The following is a 15675-nucleotide window of genomic DNA, read 5'->3' as shown; positions in this document are numbered from 1 at the left end:
TCCATCACAGGGCGGCGCGGGCCTCCTCCGCGGTGACGGTCCGGCCGAGCCCACCGATCTCGTGCAGTTCGCCGTACACCTCGATGCGCACGGACTGGTCGAGTCCGCCGACGTTCACGGGTGCGAAACCGGCGGAGCGGATCAGCGAGGCGACGGCCTCCCCTGCCGCACCGTCGTCGGTCGCATAGAGGAGTGCGATCGCAGGATCCTGCCGAGCGCTCACCTTCATCGACTCCGCGCCCAGCGTTCCGAAGGCCTTCACGAGGGATGCTCCGGCGGGGAGCTTCTGGGCCAGGATCTGGCCCGAGGACTCCTCGGGCGCGAGGATCTTCACGTATCCGCCGTTCCCGTCCGGGCCGAGCGGATTGGAGGGATCGACGACGATCTTGCCGTCGAGAGCGTCGCGGTTCTCGTCGATCAGCTTCTTCGACACGTCGAACCAGACGGCGAGGATGACGATGTCGGCAGCGGCGATCGCGGCGGGCACCTCGGCCGCACGCGCACTTCCGCCGACCGCGGCGGCGAGCGACGCCGCCTTCTCCAGGTCGCTGCCGGCGATGATCAGGTCCTCTCCTCCGTCCGCGAGGTCCTGGGCGATGATGCTGCCGATCTTTCCGGTTCCGATGATGGCGGTGGTCATGGTGATCTCCTGTAGGTCTTGTGCGGTCGGTGCTATGCGGACTTGTTGAACATGTAGCGGCTGATCTTCCATCGGCCGTCTTCGACGGCGAAGGTGAACAGCTCGCGATTCGACTCCGGCGTGGTGGTCGACGTGGCGCGGACGGTCTGGGTTCCGTTGCTGCGGGTCAGCGCGGCGGCTGCGGTGTCGCTGAACACGGTCACCTCGTCGATCGTGAACACCACCGCGAGGTGGATCGCCGCGAACACGGCGTCGTAGGCCTGTGTGAGCTCCGGGCCCACGGCCGTGGGCAGCGTCGTCGGCATGAATACGCCGTCTTGCGTGTAACATGACACGGCAAGCGCGGTGTCATCGGTATTGAGTGCCCGCTCGTAGGTGGCGAGCAGCTCGCGGATATCTTCTTCGGCTGACATGGTGTCCCTCTCGGTTCCTGCGATGCCTAGATTACTTTCCGTGGAAAGTATATGGTCGGAGTACGGTAACCGATCCCACGCAGGAGGTATTCCCATGACCACGAAACCGACGATCATCCTCGTTCACGGATTCTGGGGCGGCGCCGCCCACTGGGCGAAAGTCATCGTCGAACTGCGGCGACGCGGGTACGAATCGATCCAGGCGGTCGAGAACCCGCTCACCTCGCTCGCCGACGACGCGGAGCGCACGCGCACGATGATCCGGCAGGTCGACGGCCCTGTCCTCCTGGTCGGGCACTCCTACGGCGGGGCGGTCATCACCGAGGCAGGAGACCTGCCCAACGTCGTCGGACTCGTCTATGTCGCGGCCTTCGCTCCGGATGCGGGCGAGAACCCCGGGCAGATCAGCGCGGAGCACCCGCCCGCAGCGTTCGAGAACATCGCGCCGGACAGCGACGGCTACCTCTGGGTCGCCCAGGACAAGTTCCAGGAGAGCTTCTGCCAGGATCTGACGGACGATGAGGCGCTCGTGATGGCCGTCACCCAGAAGGCGCCGCTCGCCTCCACGTTCGGCGACGACGTCACCGCACCCGCCTGGAAGGTCAAGCCCACCTGGTACCAGGTGTCGACCCAGGACCGCATGATCCACCCCGACAACGAGCGGCGCATGGCGGCGCGGATGTCACCGCGCAAGATCGTGGAACTGGATGCCAGCCATGCCTCGCTGGCCTCGCACCCCGCCGCGATCTGCGATCTGATCGACGACGCGACAACCGCCCTCGCCGGCGCCTGACCCCCGATCGACCGTCGGATGCCGCGGGCCCACGCCGCGGCATCCGACGGTCACTTCTCGTCGGGACCGCTGATGTGGTCGAGCGTCTCGAAATCGATGCTCTCGGAACCGTCGAGCTCTCGCACCTCGACCCCGTCGACGTCGAGCTGGTCGTCGAGCTGCACGAGGATGCGCGAATCGGGGAACTGCTTCGGGGCGACGAAGGCGAGCAGCACGGCGTCGGCGAACACCACGACCGAGGTCGCCTCGAGATCGTCTCGCAGGTCGATCTGCTCGACCACGGGCTCGTCGTCCACCGCATCATCGATGTCGGTCGCCACCTCGTCGATCACCGCGCGCCAACGGGATTCCCCGACGGAGAGGATGCGCGAGACGGCCGCGATCAGCACATCGAGATCGACGTCGTCGCCGTGTTCGTCATCGTCGTCGAGCTCCGGGTCGATGTTGACGTTGACCACGGTTCCCGCCGCGTCGATGCTCGCCCGTCCGTAGACGAGGCCGTTCTCGGCGATGGGATCTTCGAGCAGCCCGCTCTCGACGATGCGGGCCAGGAGGGAATCGAGCGCAGGCGAAGTCATGCCTCCAGTCTTTCGCATCGCCCGGGTTCCCGGGCGGTCATCGCGCGCGAAGGAGGGGAGCGAGGAGCACACCGACGGCCGCCAGAGCGGCAGCCGCGACGAGCACCCCGGGCGCTCCGGCCTGCGCGTAGGCGAAGCCGGCAGCCATGGGACCGACGAACGCCCCCAGGTTCAGCGCTGCCGTGGCATAGGCGCCGCCGAGCACCGGGGCACCCGACGCCTGCCCGACGATGCGGGCGATCAGGGCCGAGCCCACGGCGAACGACAGCATGCCCCCGACCGCGGCGCCGAAGAACACCCCCGGCACGGAATCGACGGACAGGGCGAAGACGCTCCAGGCCGTGGCCGTCACCGCGGCACCCACCACGATCCAGCCCCGCTCGAAGCGGGCCGCCCATCGGCCGGTCGCGGAGACACCCACGAAGGCTCCCACCCCGAAGGCGGCGAGCAGCAGGGGGATCCCGGTCTCCTCCACCCCGGCATCGGCACCGATCACAGCGAGGAATGTGAAGACGCCGAAGGTCGCGGCGTTCACGAGCACCGCGAGCACCACGGCGACGACCACCGGGCGACGCCTCAGTTCCCCGAGCTCTGCACGCACGGCGACCCTCGGCGAACGCGGCACCGCGACGAGCGTGCGGTCCCGCAGCAGGGCGACCACAGCGGGCATGCACAGCAGCGCGACGGCCCAGAAGGTCGAGCGCCAGCCGTACGCATTCGCGAGCGCCGCACCGGCGGGGACGCCGACGATCGTGGCCAGGGTCGTGCCCGAGAGGAGGACGGCGACGGCGCGCGTCACCGTCGCGGGATCGACGACGGCCCGGACCGTCGCCAGAGCGATCGCGAGGAATCCCGCGTTCGCCAGGGCAGCGAGCACGCGCGTCGCGAGCAGCAGCCAGAAGGAGGACGCGAGCGCGCCGACGAGGTGCGCGGCGATGAAGACCACCAGCAGCAGCACGAGAGCGCGCCGCGGAGCCCAACGGCTGGCGAAGACCGCCATGGTCGGGGCGCCGATCACCATGCCGACCGCGAAGGCCGAGGTCAGCAGGGCCGCCGTCGACGGATCGACATCGAGATCGACGGAGAGGGGGAGGAGGAGGCCGGCGAGCATGAACTCGCTGGTGCCCTGGGCGAAGATCGCCAGAGCCAGGACGGGGACGAGCAGGGGCATGGAGCATCCAGACACGAAGACGCCGCTCGAATCGCACAGCGCGATGAACAGCGGGTGAGAAGGGTCGACAGCGGATGCGGGGAGCGCGCGGAAGGCGCTCGACCCGCGATCTACGGTCTGTCGGACTCAGGGCTCACGGTCCCAACCTAGCCGATGCCGAAGGGGCCGCCCATCGGGACGACCCCTTCGGTGTTGCGGTCACGCGCTCAGCGCGCGCTGCCGTAGTAGGTGATTCCGGGGAATGCGAACCCGTCCCCGTTGCCGCTCCAGACGCCGGTGAACGTCAGCACGACCTTCTGCCCCGAGGCCAGCGGCCCCTTCCAGTCGATGCTGCTGCCGTTGACGGTGACGGCGCCGCTGGTCGCGGTGAGGCTGGCCTGGTTCCACGACGAGTCGTCCAGAATCCCGGCGATGTCGAACGCGAGCTCCGCGTTCGCCGAGTCGACGTTGCCGTTGTTCGCGTACTCCATCCGATACGTCACGGCCTGGCCGGGAATCGGGTCGGTCGGGGTCGAGTTGAACGTGTACTGGAAGAACTCGCGCTTGACCATGTCGGTATCGTCGTCGCATGCCTTCGCCGCGTTCGCGCCGGCCACGCAAGCCGTGTTCGTCAGAGCACCGGGTGCTGCCGACTGGTTGACCTTCGCCTTGACCGTGAGGATGATCGACTGCCCAGGGGCCACTGACCCGAGGCTAGCCGTGACGGTGCGCCCTGTCGCGGTCACGGTGGTTCCGGCCGGGCCGCTGCCCGAGACGAAATCGAGGCCGGCGGGGAGCTGGTCGCTCACGACGACGCCCTGAGCCTGTCCATCACCCGTGTTCTTCACGACGATGTCATAGGTCAGTGCCTGTCCCAGTGAGACGTCGCCCTGGTGATCGTCCTTGACGATCGTCAGAACGGGCGTCGTGGGCTTGTCGATCCTCGTGTCATCCCAATCGCATGCCTGGTTCGAGGAGGTGGCGACGGCGCAGGCGTTGTTGCGCAGCGTTCCGATCGGCGCCGTCGTGGCGATCGTGGCCTTGACGGTGAGCGTCGACGAGGCGCCGGGGGCGAGTGACGGGATGGTTCCCTGGACGTTCTGCCCGGCGATCGTCGCCTGCCCCGTGGTGCCGGCCGTGTAGGTCGCCGAGACCGGGGCGAGGCCCGCGGGCAGCGCATCGCTGATGGCCACGTTGTTGGCGGCCGCGTTGCCGGTGTTCTTCACGACGATGTCGTAGGAGAGCTGGTCTCCGATCACAGCGACGTCGCGGTGGTCGTTCTTGTCGAGGGTCAGGACCGGCTTGAGAGGAGCGTCCACATCGACGTCGATGCTGTGGAGGTCACTGGGGACCTTGGTCCACAGGGGGACGAGGCCGACGAACGCGCCCTTCGAACGCATCTTGATCTGGAAGTCGACCTTCGACACGACCCCGTTGATCTGCACGGTGCCCGACTTGGCACCGAGGTCGTTCGACGTGATGGTGGTGGCCGTCACATCGAGGTTTCCGGCGACACGGGAGAGGCTCACCCCCGGCGTCTGCAGGGTGTACTTGGCGGAACTGGTGACGACACCACCCACCGCGTAAATATCACCGCCCAGGTTGGCGAGCGAGATCTTGGGGTTCGTCACGCGCTGACCGAAATCGACGGTGACGACACCGCGGACGCACTCCGCGCCGTTCGCGCACGGGAAGAGCTCCGGCGCACCGATGATGTTCAGACCGAACTCGCCGCCATTCCGCACGGTGGCGAGGTCGACGACGTCGCCGGACCCCTTCACCTGGACCTTGTCGCTGGTGCTGATGGTGACGGTGGCGCCGGCCGCGGATGCGGTACGGGTGTCGCCGGATCCGGCCCACCCGTTCACATCAGCAGCGCTGGCCGCCGGAGCGGCGGCGAGGGTACCGACCGCGAGGGCCGCGAGCAGCCCTCCGGCCAGCGCGCCCCGGAGGAGTGATGTTCTTTTCACGATGTTGTCCTTTGATTGCTCGAGTGGGAGTGCTCTGGTGAGAAGGGTCGAAGGTCAGCTGTCCGCTGAGGCACGACGACGCAGGACGATGGCACCCGCGGCTCCGGCCGCGAGCACACCGGCACCGACGAGACCGATGGCCGGATCGATCAACGGCACGGCGGGGCGCTCGGCGAAGGTGTGGGCGTAGGAGTAGGTGAATCGCGGATCGTCGGTGAACACGCCACCGGAGTACAGGACCTGAGCACTGTTCGTGATCGTCGGCCCCCAGTAGCCCCCGTCCACCTGGAAGGTCGCCACGGGCTTCACGATCCGTGTGGAACCGTCGTGAGCGACGTTGAACGTCCACACCACGTTGCCGTCGACGAGCACGCCGCCCTCGGTCGCCGAGACGAAGCTCGTGTGCGCGGGAACCGGGAGGACGACTCTATACACGCCGTCGATCTGTTCGTCGTTGACGAGCTGCACGACGGCCCCCTCGCTGATCATCGATTCCGGGGTCACCCCCTGGGCGGCCGTCTGGGTGGCCTGTCCGAGATAACCGCGAACCTGCGGTGGTGCGACCGGATCCGTGTTGGTCGTGGTGGCGGTGGTCGCGGACGTGGCGTCCGGCGGGACCGGCTGCTCGGCGGCGAAAGCCGCCTGGCCGCCGAATACAGCCCCTCCTGCGATCAGCAGGCCGAGACCGGTTGAGCATGCGGACGTGAGGATCTTGTTCATCCTGTGCCCCTTTCATCATCTGGTGGAGGCGAGCAGGACTGCTGCGCCTCCCACTAGACGGAAGGAGTGCTGTTCGGTTACGCCCGCCGGCCCCGCGATCTACGGCGGTTCGGATCCCGACGGAACAGGTGGAGGTCGGCGATCACCACGACGAAGACCAGATAGGCGGCGCTGAAGCCGATGATGCTGAGCACCGAACCGATCAGTCGGTGCGTCAGCTCGTAGCCCACCTCGAACCCCAGCGCCTGCGATCCGAGGGCGATCACCCCGAGACGGAGCTGGTTCGTGACGAAGATGAGCACGACGGAGAGGAGCAGAGACTTCACGACCTGCCTCCAGCGCACTCGCGTCGTGGCGAGAATCACGCCGCTGAGCGCCAAGAGGGGCGCGGTGAGGAAGGCGACGGTGCACTCGATCGTCACCATGAATGCGACGGTCCGGCCCGGCTCGACTTCGAGGATGTAGTAGTTCAGGTAGTGGCGCACACCGCCGGGGACGAACGGGGTGAGCCACGAACCGGCCACACCCGCCTCGAAGATGCGAAACCGTTCTTCGAGGAGCACGAGGAGCACGGCGGCGACGATCAGCAACACTCCGACGGTGTATCGAGCCGCGATGTCGGCCGGGGCACGGCGTGATTCCTCGCGATCGCTGCGGCTGCTGCCTCGTGCGTCCGGATTCAGAGCGAGCGTGTGCATCATGTGTCCTTCGCGATCGGTCCGGCGACATCGGTCTCTCCGTTGCGCCGAGTCTTCGCCCATCCGTTTCGACCGCGGAGGATCCGGTAGATGGCGCGAGCACCCGTCAGGTAGACGTAGTAGTCGTAGAGCCACATCCCGAATCCCCAGAGCACTCCGGTCCAGAATCCGGCCTGCGGTTCGCTGTAGCGACGGTAGAGCGGCCCCCAGATGAAGAAGGGGCCGATGCCGAACAGGAGGTAGAAGATCGCGAGGAGGAGCACGGAGCTCGGGGGCAGTGTCACCGCACCGGACAGGAGGCCGACGGCTGCTCCGATCACCAGCAGGACGGCCGCGGCGCTGGCGACGACCTGGAACAACGGCAGCATCAGGTAGTAGCAGACCTCCAGGACACCGGCGTTGGAGAGTTTCGTCGAACGCGCGATCTCGGGGATGTAGCGGATGCACTGCATGTTGCCCTGCGCCCAACGGGTGCGTTGGACGGTGAAGCGCCGGAAGTCGTGCAGAGCCTCCTGAGCGACGAAGGTGTCGTGGAGGTGCCTGTTCTTATGTCCCGCGAGGAGCACGTGGATCCCCAGCTCGTAGTCTTCGAGGAGCGACCCGTGCCAGGGCCGATCGGACCGCTCGGCGATATCGTCCAGCACGGAGAGCCGAGTGAACTGCCCGTTTCCGCCGAGGCCGACGGTCTGGGTCCAGCCGCGAAGCGACTGGACCGCCGCGATCGGGCCTCGGAATTCGAGGTCCTGCATCCTGATCAGGAATCGTCCGAAGGTGTTGCGGGCCCACCCCGCTCCCTCGACCGGATGCCGGTCATCCCGATTCTTCATGAAGACCGTGACCTGGGCGGCGCCCACCTCTGGATCACCGAAAGCATACGGAGAGGCGGCCTGGCGGAGGATGTTCTCCGCCACTTCACCATCGGCGTCCACGACGCAGACGACGACGCGGGTTCGATCCGTGTCGCCGGGAAGGAACGCGTTGAGCTCGAAATAGGCGGCATTGAGAGCATCGCCCTTTCCGGTGCGGGCCTCGGGACGCCGCCGCTGGACGAGGTGCACGTAGGGATCCGCATCGGCGGCGGCCTGCACGAGCGCCGCCGTCCGATCATCGCTGTCGTCGTCGATCACCCAGACGTGCGCTTCGGGAACCGTGGTGCGAAGCATCTCGATGGTGCGTCCGATCACGACCTCCTCGTCCCGACAGGGGACGAACATGTGCCAGTCGAACAGATCCACCCTCCCTTCCGGGTCGGGTGTGCGACGCAGGAAGGGCACGACGATCATGAAGACATAGACGAGGAATGTCAGGGTGACGAGGAAGGAGATGGCGTTAGCGGCAGCGATCATGTGGCTCTCGCGACTCAGGAGCGACGACACGCAGGAGATGCCGACGCCAGACCAGAAACGCCCCGGCTCCCACAGCGACTGCGCCGAGGACCGCCCAGACGATCACGGAGTCGGGCCCGGTCATCGCGAGCACCCCGACCACGGCCACGGGCGCGGAGACTTCGCTGCTGTACATCACGCCTCCTCGGTGAACAGATCGGCCACGACCGAGTGGATGTGCGCGGCGATGCGTTCGGTCGCCCTGCCGTCGCCGAACGGCGAGGGCAGGGAACCCAGCGCGAGAAGAGTGTTCTCGACATCGGCGAGCAGGGTCGCGGTCTCCGCCGCGAGCGTCTGGGGCGTCACCAGCTTCGTGAAGGTACCGAGCGCCTCCGGGCGCTCGGTCGAGTCCCGGACGACGAGCACTGGACGCGCGAGGACGGTGGCCTCCTCCTGGATACCGCCGGAATCGGAGACCAGCACCGCGGCATGCGCGGCCAGAGCGAGGAACCGCTCGTACGGGAAGGGCTCCTCGGCGATCAGCGCGTCGAGAAGGTGCTCCGCGTCGAGGTCAGCAAGCATCGCGCGTGTCCGCGGATGCACCGGGAAGACGACCGGCCACCCCGATGACGCGATGTCGTTGAACGCGTGCAACGTCGCGAGCAGGTTCTCGGGCGAGTCGACGTTCTCCTGCCGATGCAGGGTCGCCAGCACGTATCGGTCGGGATAGACCCCGAGGTGGACGAGTTCCTCCACATCGGATTCGACCGAAGCCCTCTGCCGGAGCACGGCTTCGACCACGGGGTTGCCCGTGACCAGGATGCGCTCGTCGGGGATCCCCTCGTCGAGCAGATTCGATCTGTTCGCCTCGGTCGCGGCGAAGAGATCGTCGGAGATGTGATCGACCATCACCCGGTTGTGTTCCTCCGGCATGCGGCGATCGTTGGCGCGCAATCCCGCCTCGACGTGCCCCAGACGCACTCCGGCGGCGTTCGCAGCCAGGGCGGCGGCGAATGTCGCGTTGGTGTCGCCCTGGACCACGACGTACTTCGGTCCGATCTGGCTGATCGCCTCGGCGATCTGCTCGGCACCGCGCCCGATCTGCGCCGCACGCGGCAGCCCGCCGACGTGGAGCTGACGGTGGACGCGGGCGATCCCGCACGACTGGAGGAAGACCGCCGACATCCCCCGGTCGTAGTGCTGACCGGTGTGGACGACGTACGCGGCATCACCGAGCCGACGGATGAGCGGCGCGAGTTTGACGATCTCGGGGCGAGTGCCGAACACGATCATGACCGAGGACGTCGGCAGTTCAGACGTTGGGGACGGGAAGGAGAGCTTCATTTTGGGTACCTCGAACAGCCCCCGGGGGAAGAATCCCCCGGGGCCGACACGGTGAGTGGTTAGTGGTTGGACTTGCGGCGAACGCCGGCGACGGTGAGGAATGCCCCAGCCGCGAGGAGGACGACCGCGGGGATCGCCAGAGCGAACGTCGCCCCGGTCTGGGCCAGCCCCGCCGGTGCGGGGGTGATGGCGGTCTCTGCGCACGACCAGGATTCGTCTCCGCCGCACGCGTGCGCCGCGGTGTGCGGAGGGAGCGCGGGCAGATCGGCCAGGTCGTCGGGGTAGGGCACCCCGGCCTGCTTCGCCGCGGTGCGCAGGGCATCACTCATGCTCTGGTCATAGGAGATGGTCGCGCGATTGACGACCTTGGCGGTCGTGCCCAGTGGCACCTGCGCCCGCATCGTCATGGTCGCCGTCTGACCAGGGAGGATCTGCTCCACCATCCAGCCGACCCGGTCCCTGACAGCGATGCCCCCCGTCGATGCGGAGATGAACCGTGCCCCATCGGGCAGGTCGTCGACGACCGGGATCTGCACGGCGGTACCGGGACCGGTGTTGGTCACGGTGATCGTGTAGTCGAGGATGGCCCCGGCCTGTGCAGTGGACTGCTTCACGGTCTTGCTGATCTCCAGCGACGCACTCGCGGGGACGACCGTCAGCGCGCATGCCTGCTGGACGTCATCGGGACACGGGGTGATCACCGTCGGTGCCGGCGTGCCCGCGGGGGCATCGGCCGGATTCTGGACCGCGGCGCGATTCACGATGTTCGCCTCGTCGAGCCCACCCGGAGTCGTTCCGGTCACGTGCAGCTCCACCACGCCGCCGGCGGGCACCTCGGGGACGGTCCAACGGACCACGCCTTCGGCGACCACACCCCCTCGATCCGCGGATACCTGGGTGAGTGCGGCAGGAAGCAGGTCCCTGACCGGCACCCCGACAGCAGCGGTGGTGCCGGAGTTGGCGACGGTCAGGGTGTAGGTGAGCACCTCACCGTGTCCCGCGACCTGCTTGTCGACGGTCTTGGACACCGACAGCGCAGGCAGCGCGGCGATGACGGTGGAGGCGCACGCAGCGGCCGAGTCGTCGGCGCACGGCGTCGTGTACGCGGGAGCGGGGGTCTCGGCGGGTGCGTCGGCGGAGTTCTTCACGACGGCCCGGTTCACGAGGGTCGTGCCCGCGCCGGAGCGGTCCACGGTGCCACGCACATGCAACTGGCTCTGACCGCCGGCGGGGATCTCGTCGACGGTCCAGGACACGCTCGCGTCGCCGATGTCTCCCCCCTGCCCTGCGGTGACACCGGTCAGCCCGCGTGGGAGGGCGTCGGTGACGGGAACCCGGCGCGCAGCGGCGTCGCCCGTGTTCTTGACCGTGATGGTGTAGTCCAGCTCATCTCCGGGCACCGCAGCCGCCTTGTCCACGGTCTTCGAGACGGAGAGGCCGGGAAGGGTCGGAACGGGGGTCGCCGTCGCGGTCACCCCGAACGCGTAGCCGTCGAGGCCGGCCGCCTGGTCTGCGCTCAGCGCGAAGCGCGCCACGTCGAACACGATCCGGGTGATCTTGGTCCCCGGCACGGTGAAGCTTCCGCAACCCCCGGGCCGAGTCGGTGCGGAGCAGTTGATCTTCACGTCACCGCGATGAAAGCCGTCGCCACCGTCGGTGAATGTCGCGCCGGCCGACACGACGGCGGCCGTCGCACCGCCGTCAGCCGAGGAGAAGCGGATTCCGTCGGCGGCGGACCACCCGGTCGCGGCGCCCCCGTTGCCGGCACCGAACTCCGCGATGTGGATCGCAGGGTTGTCGACCGGACGATCGAATTCGACGGTGATCTGCCCGTCGGCGCATCGTGCGGCGCTCCCGCAGTCGCGACTGGAATGGATGTTGAGGACCGGAAGGTCCTTCGCCGATACGCCGTCGGCATACATGGCGTCGACTCCGCTCCATGCGCCGAGCGACTGCCCCTGGCCTCCGAAGACACGGGCGCCGTCACCGGAGATCGTCGCGGTCGCGACGGTGCCGTCGGCGAGGGTGAAGACCCCGGTCTTGGGGTTCACGATGGTCGCGGCTCCTATCGCGGCAGACGCAGGAGCCGCGGACGCGACAGCTCCCATCGCGAGCAGGGTTCCGAGCAGGAGTGCGCTCGATCTCTTCCACATGGTGAGGTTGGTTCCAATCTCATGTTCCTGGCGGTTCGGGGAGGCGCCACAGGGGTGCCGCATGCGTACTGGACGCGGATTCCCGCGATCGATTACGCGAGGATCGAGATCAATCCACGACGACCACCTCCGCCCATGCGCTGCCCGAGACTCCGGCGATGTTGGACTGAGCGAAAGCGAAACCGATCGCTGTCCCCGACGGCACCGGGTAGGAGCTGACATCGATGCTCGCCTGCCACGTCTCGTCGGTGGTGCATGTTCCGGCGGCGACGGTGACCCCGTAGGCGGAGACGGAGACCTCGGCGCCGACCTCGCAACGCACCGAGGCGCTGATCCACTGGGTCCGCGTGACCTGGGAAGGGATCGAGAGGATCACCGGCGGGCCGGGGACCTGCGCAGGAGCGGGAGGAGGTGGGGGCGCAGCGGGGGGTGAGGAGGCCTGCGGGAGCGGGGTGGTCTCTGTAAGCGGCACGGCAGAGGGCTCGGCCGTCGGTGCCGCACTGGGGACGAGGGTGGGGAGATCGGTCGGGAGGGAACCGGAGCCGGGCCCCGCATCCGAGGAGTCGGTGTGCGCGAACGCCGTGGCAGCGACCGCACTGTCGTTGTTGTTCACGACGCTGCCGGTGACCCCGACGGCGAGCGCCGCAACCGTCACGATGGCCATTCCGACGAGGCCCGCTTTCGCCGCGGCGAGACCGGCGAAGGGCACCGTGACCGTGACGGGCATCGGGGCGGCTGTGGCGGAGGCTCCCTCGAGGGACAGCGATTGCCACACCTGAGCGCCCCCGCCGAGTGCGAGGCCTGCGGGGAACAGGATGGACAGCATCCGCGAGCTCGCCCGTCGGGCTTCCTCGGCCCCCGCGCGGCAGTCATCGCAGTGCTCGAGATGTGCACGGACCCGCTGATCGTCCCGGACGGTGAGGCGGCGGCGAGCGTGGGCCCCGATCTTGCCCAACGTCCACCGGCACTCCTTCGAGGTCGGGGGTCGCTCCTTCAGATGCGCGGCGATCCACGCCTGTCGGAGCCCTTCCCTGGCCCGGAACGCGAGCACGGCCGCGGCGCGTTCAGTGATCTCGAGGCGCTTTCCGATCTCCTGCATGGAGAGGTTCTCGACCTCACCGAACCAGAGGACCTCCTGCCAGCGCTCCGGGAGGGCGAGGATCGCCTTCGAGACCAGAGAAGCGTCGAAGTCGGCGTCTGCGGCGGCTTCGGTGGAGGCCGGGTCTTCGACCGTCTCGATGTGTTCGATGGGGACCTCGCGGCGGGCTCGACCCCAGCTGATCGCCAGGTTCCTCATCGTCGCGAAGAGATAGGGCTTGAACGCACTCTGGGGCCCTTTGCCGGCCTGCATCGCCTGATAGATACGGGTGAAGGACTCGGCGACGAGGTCGTCGGGGTCGGCCGACCACCAGTAGGTGCGGGCGACGGCTCTGGCCACGTGCTCATAGCGTCGCCAGAGTTCGGCATACGCACGCTGATCGCCCGTGCGTGCGCAGGCGAGGAGTTCGGCGTCCGCCTCCCGGCTCAGCTCCGCGTAGCGATGGTCTGTATAGCGATGGCTCATGTCGTCCCTTTCCCCCAAGGGCCTTGCCGGGATGCGCGGAAAGCAGCGATCCCGTGTGTTTCGCACCCCGAGGGTCCGCCAGCCGCATCGACTCGCGGACCCTGCCGGGGCCGTCGAACTAGTCGTGCGATCGGCGCAGTCGCCTCCTCACGACGAGGCTTGCGCCTCCCCCGAGCAGCAATGCTGCGAGCAGCAGGCTCGACACCGCCCCCTCGGTTCCGGTGGATGCCAGCGTCGAACCGGAAACGCCCGGATCCTTCGGCGTCACCGGCGGAGGCACGACCACGTCGACCGGGTTCTTCACGGCGACGGTGACGTTCTGATCGCCGACCGTGAAGCGCTCGGGACTGATCTGCGGCGCACCCCAGCTGATCCCCTCGATGGGCTTCGGAGCGCGCTCGCGGATCGTGACGTCGGCGCCGACGGGAAGCGCCGGCGCGGAGACGGATTCTCCCGCCGTCAGGGTGAGCTCTCCGGAACCTGCGGCGAAGCCGGGCCCTGCCGGGTACGAGTACTCGATGACGTAGACCGTGTCCGCTGGCACCCGGGTCGTCGCAGCAGAGGGACCCGAGACGGTCTTCACCGCGGAGAAGGGCTGACGCCGCAGCGTCGCGGTGTTGTTCAACGAGACGTCCACGGCGTTCCCGGCCTCGATCGCGAACGTCTTCGAGGAGAAGTCGGGCGCGGCCCAATCGAGATTCCCCGGGAGGCCGGCCAACGACTCGGAGAGCTCCACGATGCTGCCCACGGGGAACGCCGGGCTGGTCCAGGTCTCTCCCGCCTGGACGGCGAAGTCGCCGGTGACGGGAGTGCTACCGGGAATCGCGACCGAGTAGGCACCGCGGAAAGTGAGGTCGTCGAGGTTCGCGTCGTCTCCGCGAAGGTGCTTGGCGATCGTGAACGTGCCGACCTGGGTGCCCCCACCGGTTCCCGAGCCGCCGTGCCGCGTGACCTCCGACGTCGTCGTGGCCGTCGTCTGGGTTCCGACCTTGATGTCTGCGGCGTTCCGGTAGGTTCCGGCTGCTCCCCCATCGGTGACCTCGGAGAGGTAGTGGACGTTGTAGAAGTAGCCCTCCTCCGCCGTGAAGCTGACGGTGGCACCGTCCGCCGAGACGACGTAGTCGCTGAGAGGACGCTCGACGAAGGGTCCGGGGACGACGAGGCCGCCGGGGAGCGTCATGAGAGTGTTGGTCGCCCAGAGGCTCGGGAACCGCTCTCCGCTCGCCGAAACCGGGAGGAGGGCCTGGTTCGGTCCGAGGATGTCGTGGACCACCACTTCCTGGCCGCCCGTCATGCCCGTTGCGCCCGCGCCGACGGCGACATCCCAGAAGATCGTGTCGGTGCCGTTCTGATACTCACCGCTCTTGAAGTTCGAGCGACCGACGAAGTCGCAGTCGTCTGTGCACGCGAGTGCGGCCGGAGTCACCTCCACCGTGGCCGACGCGTCGCCGAAGTCGTACTCGACCGTGGTCTGCTCGGTCACCTCGGTGGTCACGGTCGCCCAGAACGAGAAGCCTCCGGAGAGGCCGACCGGATGGCTCTTCACGTACTCGCTGTCGAGATCGCACACGAGCTGATCCGCCGTGGTCACACAACTTCCCATCAGCGCTCCCCCCGCATCGAGCAGGGGGAACGCATCCTGCAGCCCCCGAAGACCCCCGGGGAGGTCGACGACGAACCCCGCAGGGGTGGCGGGGTTATCGGGCAGCGACCAGGAACCGGTCAGTTCGGCTTTCGTGCCGCTCTGGACGACGCCCTCGGTGAATTGCACGGCGTCGATCGACGCCTCCGTGGCGTACGGCGGCGCAGCCGAAGCCGGCGACGGCGCGATCACGAGTCCGATGAGTCCCGCGAGCAGGGCGAGGAAGGCGACGCCTCGGCGGGCGAGCCGCTGCGGCTGGGATTTCCGTGTTCGGGCAGGTGGCGGATCGGTCAACATGGTTCCTCCGGTGGCGGTCTTCGCGCATGAGCTTGCGTGCGCTGTGTCAGACAGGACTCGGCAGCCGCGGGGTCACTACGGCACCCGCGAGCTTTTTCGGAATCCGACAACGCCCCTTGGAGCTGACCTCTAACGTCCTCTGCGGTGCGGCCGATCGCTCGGGGCTCCGGTGCGATCGTGAGCGGTGCGCTCGGCACCGGCTGCGATGACGGCTCGGACCCGCACCGACAGTACGCGTCGACGCCCTCCTCGACCGCCCCTGCGCACGTGCGTATATCGGCGTTCTGGCATACGTGGTCGATCGCGGTACTGGTCCGCGTCCGCGTCGACGAATGCGGGGAATGTGCGGCGGGCGAGGGGAGCCCGCCGCACGAGGGTGGCCGTCTGG

The 15675-nt window shown here is 68.1% G+C and carries 14 protein-coding genes; 1 reads left to right on the top strand and 13 read right to left on the bottom strand.

Annotated features, from left to right (window positions below):
- Nucleotides 1–4: 4 nt before the first annotated feature.
- Together L687_RS33540 and L687_RS33535 are read right to left on the bottom strand one after the other, a co-directional pair.
- The gene (locus tag L687_RS33540) at nucleotides 5–640 is read right to left on the bottom strand and encodes an NADPH-dependent F420 reductase (RefSeq protein ID WP_021200205.1); all 636 of its coding nucleotides are present in this window, start codon (nucleotides 638–640) and stop codon (nucleotides 5–7) included.
- 32 nt (nucleotides 641–672) lie between these two features.
- On the bottom strand, nucleotides 673–1053 hold the full coding sequence (locus tag L687_RS33535) for a YybH family protein (RefSeq protein WP_021200204.1): 381 nt from the start codon (nucleotides 1051–1053) through the stop codon (nucleotides 673–675).
- Between the two features lie 94 nt (nucleotides 1054–1147).
- On the opposite strand from L687_RS33535, the gene L687_RS33530 reads away from it, so the two are divergent.
- The gene (locus L687_RS33530) at nucleotides 1148–1846 is read left to right on the top strand and encodes an alpha/beta hydrolase (RefSeq protein ID WP_021200203.1); all 699 of its coding nucleotides are present in this window, start codon (nucleotides 1148–1150) and stop codon (nucleotides 1844–1846) included.
- Between the two features lie 50 nt (nucleotides 1847–1896).
- Here L687_RS33530 and L687_RS33525 read toward each other — a convergent pair whose 3' ends face one another.
- The 11 genes from L687_RS33525 to L687_RS33480 form a co-directional block, all read right to left on the bottom strand.
- Nucleotides 1897–2424 carry a hypothetical protein gene (locus tag L687_RS33525; RefSeq protein WP_021200202.1) on the bottom strand — a complete coding sequence of 176 codons (528 nt, stop codon included), beginning with the start codon at nucleotides 2422–2424 and terminating at the stop codon, nucleotides 1897–1899.
- Nucleotides 2425–2461: 37 nt separating this feature from the next.
- Nucleotides 2462–3595, bottom strand: coding sequence for an MFS transporter (locus tag L687_RS33520; RefSeq protein WP_021200201.1), 1134 nt, complete (start codon nucleotides 3593–3595; stop codon nucleotides 2462–2464).
- Nucleotides 3596–3801: 206 nt separating this feature from the next.
- Nucleotides 3802–5544 carry a DUF7507 domain-containing protein gene (locus tag L687_RS33515; RefSeq protein ID WP_021200200.1) on the bottom strand — a complete coding sequence of 581 codons (1743 nt, stop codon included), beginning with the start codon at nucleotides 5542–5544 and terminating at the stop codon, nucleotides 3802–3804.
- A gap of 54 nt (nucleotides 5545–5598) precedes the next feature.
- On the bottom strand, nucleotides 5599–6264 hold the full coding sequence (locus L687_RS33510; RefSeq protein WP_021200199.1) for a hypothetical protein: 666 nt from the start codon (nucleotides 6262–6264) through the stop codon (nucleotides 5599–5601).
- Nucleotides 6265–6341: 77 nt separating this feature from the next.
- Nucleotides 6342–6965, bottom strand: coding sequence for an exosortase/archaeosortase family protein (locus L687_RS33505; protein ID WP_021200198.1), 624 nt, complete (start codon nucleotides 6963–6965; stop codon nucleotides 6342–6344).
- Nucleotides 6962–8308, bottom strand: a complete 1347-nt coding sequence (locus L687_RS33500) for a glycosyltransferase family 2 protein (RefSeq protein WP_021200197.1) — start codon at nucleotides 8306–8308, stop codon at nucleotides 6962–6964. Before L687_RS33500 ends, L687_RS33505 begins: the two co-directional genes overlap by 4 nt.
- Entirely contained in the window at nucleotides 8292–8483 is a 192-nt protein-coding gene (locus L687_RS33495) for an LPXTG cell wall anchor domain-containing protein (RefSeq protein ID WP_021200196.1), read from the bottom strand. Before L687_RS33495 ends, L687_RS33500 begins: the two co-directional genes overlap by 17 nt.
- The gene (wecB, locus tag L687_RS33490; protein WP_031207493.1) at nucleotides 8483–9631 is read right to left on the bottom strand and encodes a non-hydrolyzing UDP-N-acetylglucosamine 2-epimerase; all 1149 of its coding nucleotides are present in this window, start codon (nucleotides 9629–9631) and stop codon (nucleotides 8483–8485) included. The genes L687_RS33495 and wecB overlap by 1 nt, the downstream gene beginning before the upstream one ends.
- A gap of 59 nt (nucleotides 9632–9690) precedes the next feature.
- A complete protein-coding gene (locus L687_RS33485; RefSeq protein WP_021200194.1) occupies nucleotides 9691–11784 on the bottom strand; it encodes a DUF11 domain-containing protein in 2094 nt (697 codons plus the stop codon).
- 109 nt (nucleotides 11785–11893) lie between these two features.
- Nucleotides 11894–13348, bottom strand: a complete 1455-nt coding sequence (locus tag L687_RS0121685; RefSeq protein ID WP_052514699.1) for a sigma-70 family RNA polymerase sigma factor — start codon at nucleotides 13346–13348, stop codon at nucleotides 11894–11896.
- Between the two features lie 118 nt (nucleotides 13349–13466).
- The gene (locus tag L687_RS33480) at nucleotides 13467–15287 is read right to left on the bottom strand and encodes a DUF5979 domain-containing protein (protein ID WP_021200193.1); all 1821 of its coding nucleotides are present in this window, start codon (nucleotides 15285–15287) and stop codon (nucleotides 13467–13469) included.
- Between the last annotated feature and the right edge of the window lie 388 nt (nucleotides 15288–15675).

The organism is Microbacterium maritypicum MF109 (assembly GCF_000455825.1).
GTDB classification, from domain to species: Bacteria; Actinomycetota; Actinomycetes; order Actinomycetales; family Microbacteriaceae; genus Microbacterium; species Microbacterium maritypicum_A.
The sequence above is the reverse complement of the archived record's forward strand: the minus strand, read 5'-3'. Positions and strand labels throughout refer to the sequence as shown.

What these genes read in the sequence shown, in the direction of transcription:
- L687_RS33540 (WP_021200205.1), bottom strand. Translation starts at nt 640, where the DNA reads ATGACCACCGCCATCATCGGAACCGGAAAGATCGGCAGCATCATCGCC.
- L687_RS33535 (WP_021200204.1), bottom strand. Translation starts at nt 1,053, where the DNA reads ATGTCAGCCGAAGAAGATATCCGCGAGCTGCTCGCCACCTACGAGCGG.
- L687_RS33530 (WP_021200203.1), top strand. Translation starts at nt 1,148, where the DNA reads ATGACCACGAAACCGACGATCATCCTCGTTCACGGATTCTGGGGCGGC.
- L687_RS33525 (WP_021200202.1), bottom strand. Translation starts at nt 2,424, where the DNA reads ATGACTTCGCCTGCGCTCGATTCCCTCCTGGCCCGCATCGTCGAGAGC.
- L687_RS33520 (WP_021200201.1), bottom strand. Translation starts at nt 3,595, where the DNA reads ATGCCCCTGCTCGTCCCCGTCCTGGCTCTGGCGATCTTCGCCCAGGGC.
- L687_RS33510 (WP_021200199.1), bottom strand. Translation starts at nt 6,264, where the DNA reads ATGAACAAGATCCTCACGTCCGCATGCTCAACCGGTCTCGGCCTGCTG.
- L687_RS33505 (WP_021200198.1), bottom strand. Translation starts at nt 6,965, where the DNA reads ATGATGCACACGCTCGCTCTGAATCCGGACGCACGAGGCAGCAGCCGC.
- L687_RS33500 (WP_021200197.1), bottom strand. Translation starts at nt 8,308, where the DNA reads ATGATCGCTGCCGCTAACGCCATCTCCTTCCTCGTCACCCTGACATTC.
- L687_RS33495 (WP_021200196.1), bottom strand. Translation starts at nt 8,483, where the DNA reads ATGTACAGCAGCGAAGTCTCCGCGCCCGTGGCCGTGGTCGGGGTGCTC.
- wecB (WP_031207493.1), bottom strand. Translation starts at nt 9,631, where the DNA reads ATGAAGCTCTCCTTCCCGTCCCCAACGTCTGAACTGCCGACGTCCTCG.
- L687_RS33485 (WP_021200194.1), bottom strand. Translation starts at nt 11,784, where the DNA reads ATGTGGAAGAGATCGAGCGCACTCCTGCTCGGAACCCTGCTCGCGATG.
- L687_RS0121685 (WP_052514699.1), bottom strand. Translation starts at nt 13,348, where the DNA reads ATGAGCCATCGCTATACAGACCATCGCTACGCGGAGCTGAGCCGGGAG.
- L687_RS33480 (WP_021200193.1), bottom strand. Translation starts at nt 15,287, where the DNA reads ATGTTGACCGATCCGCCACCTGCCCGAACACGGAAATCCCAGCCGCAG.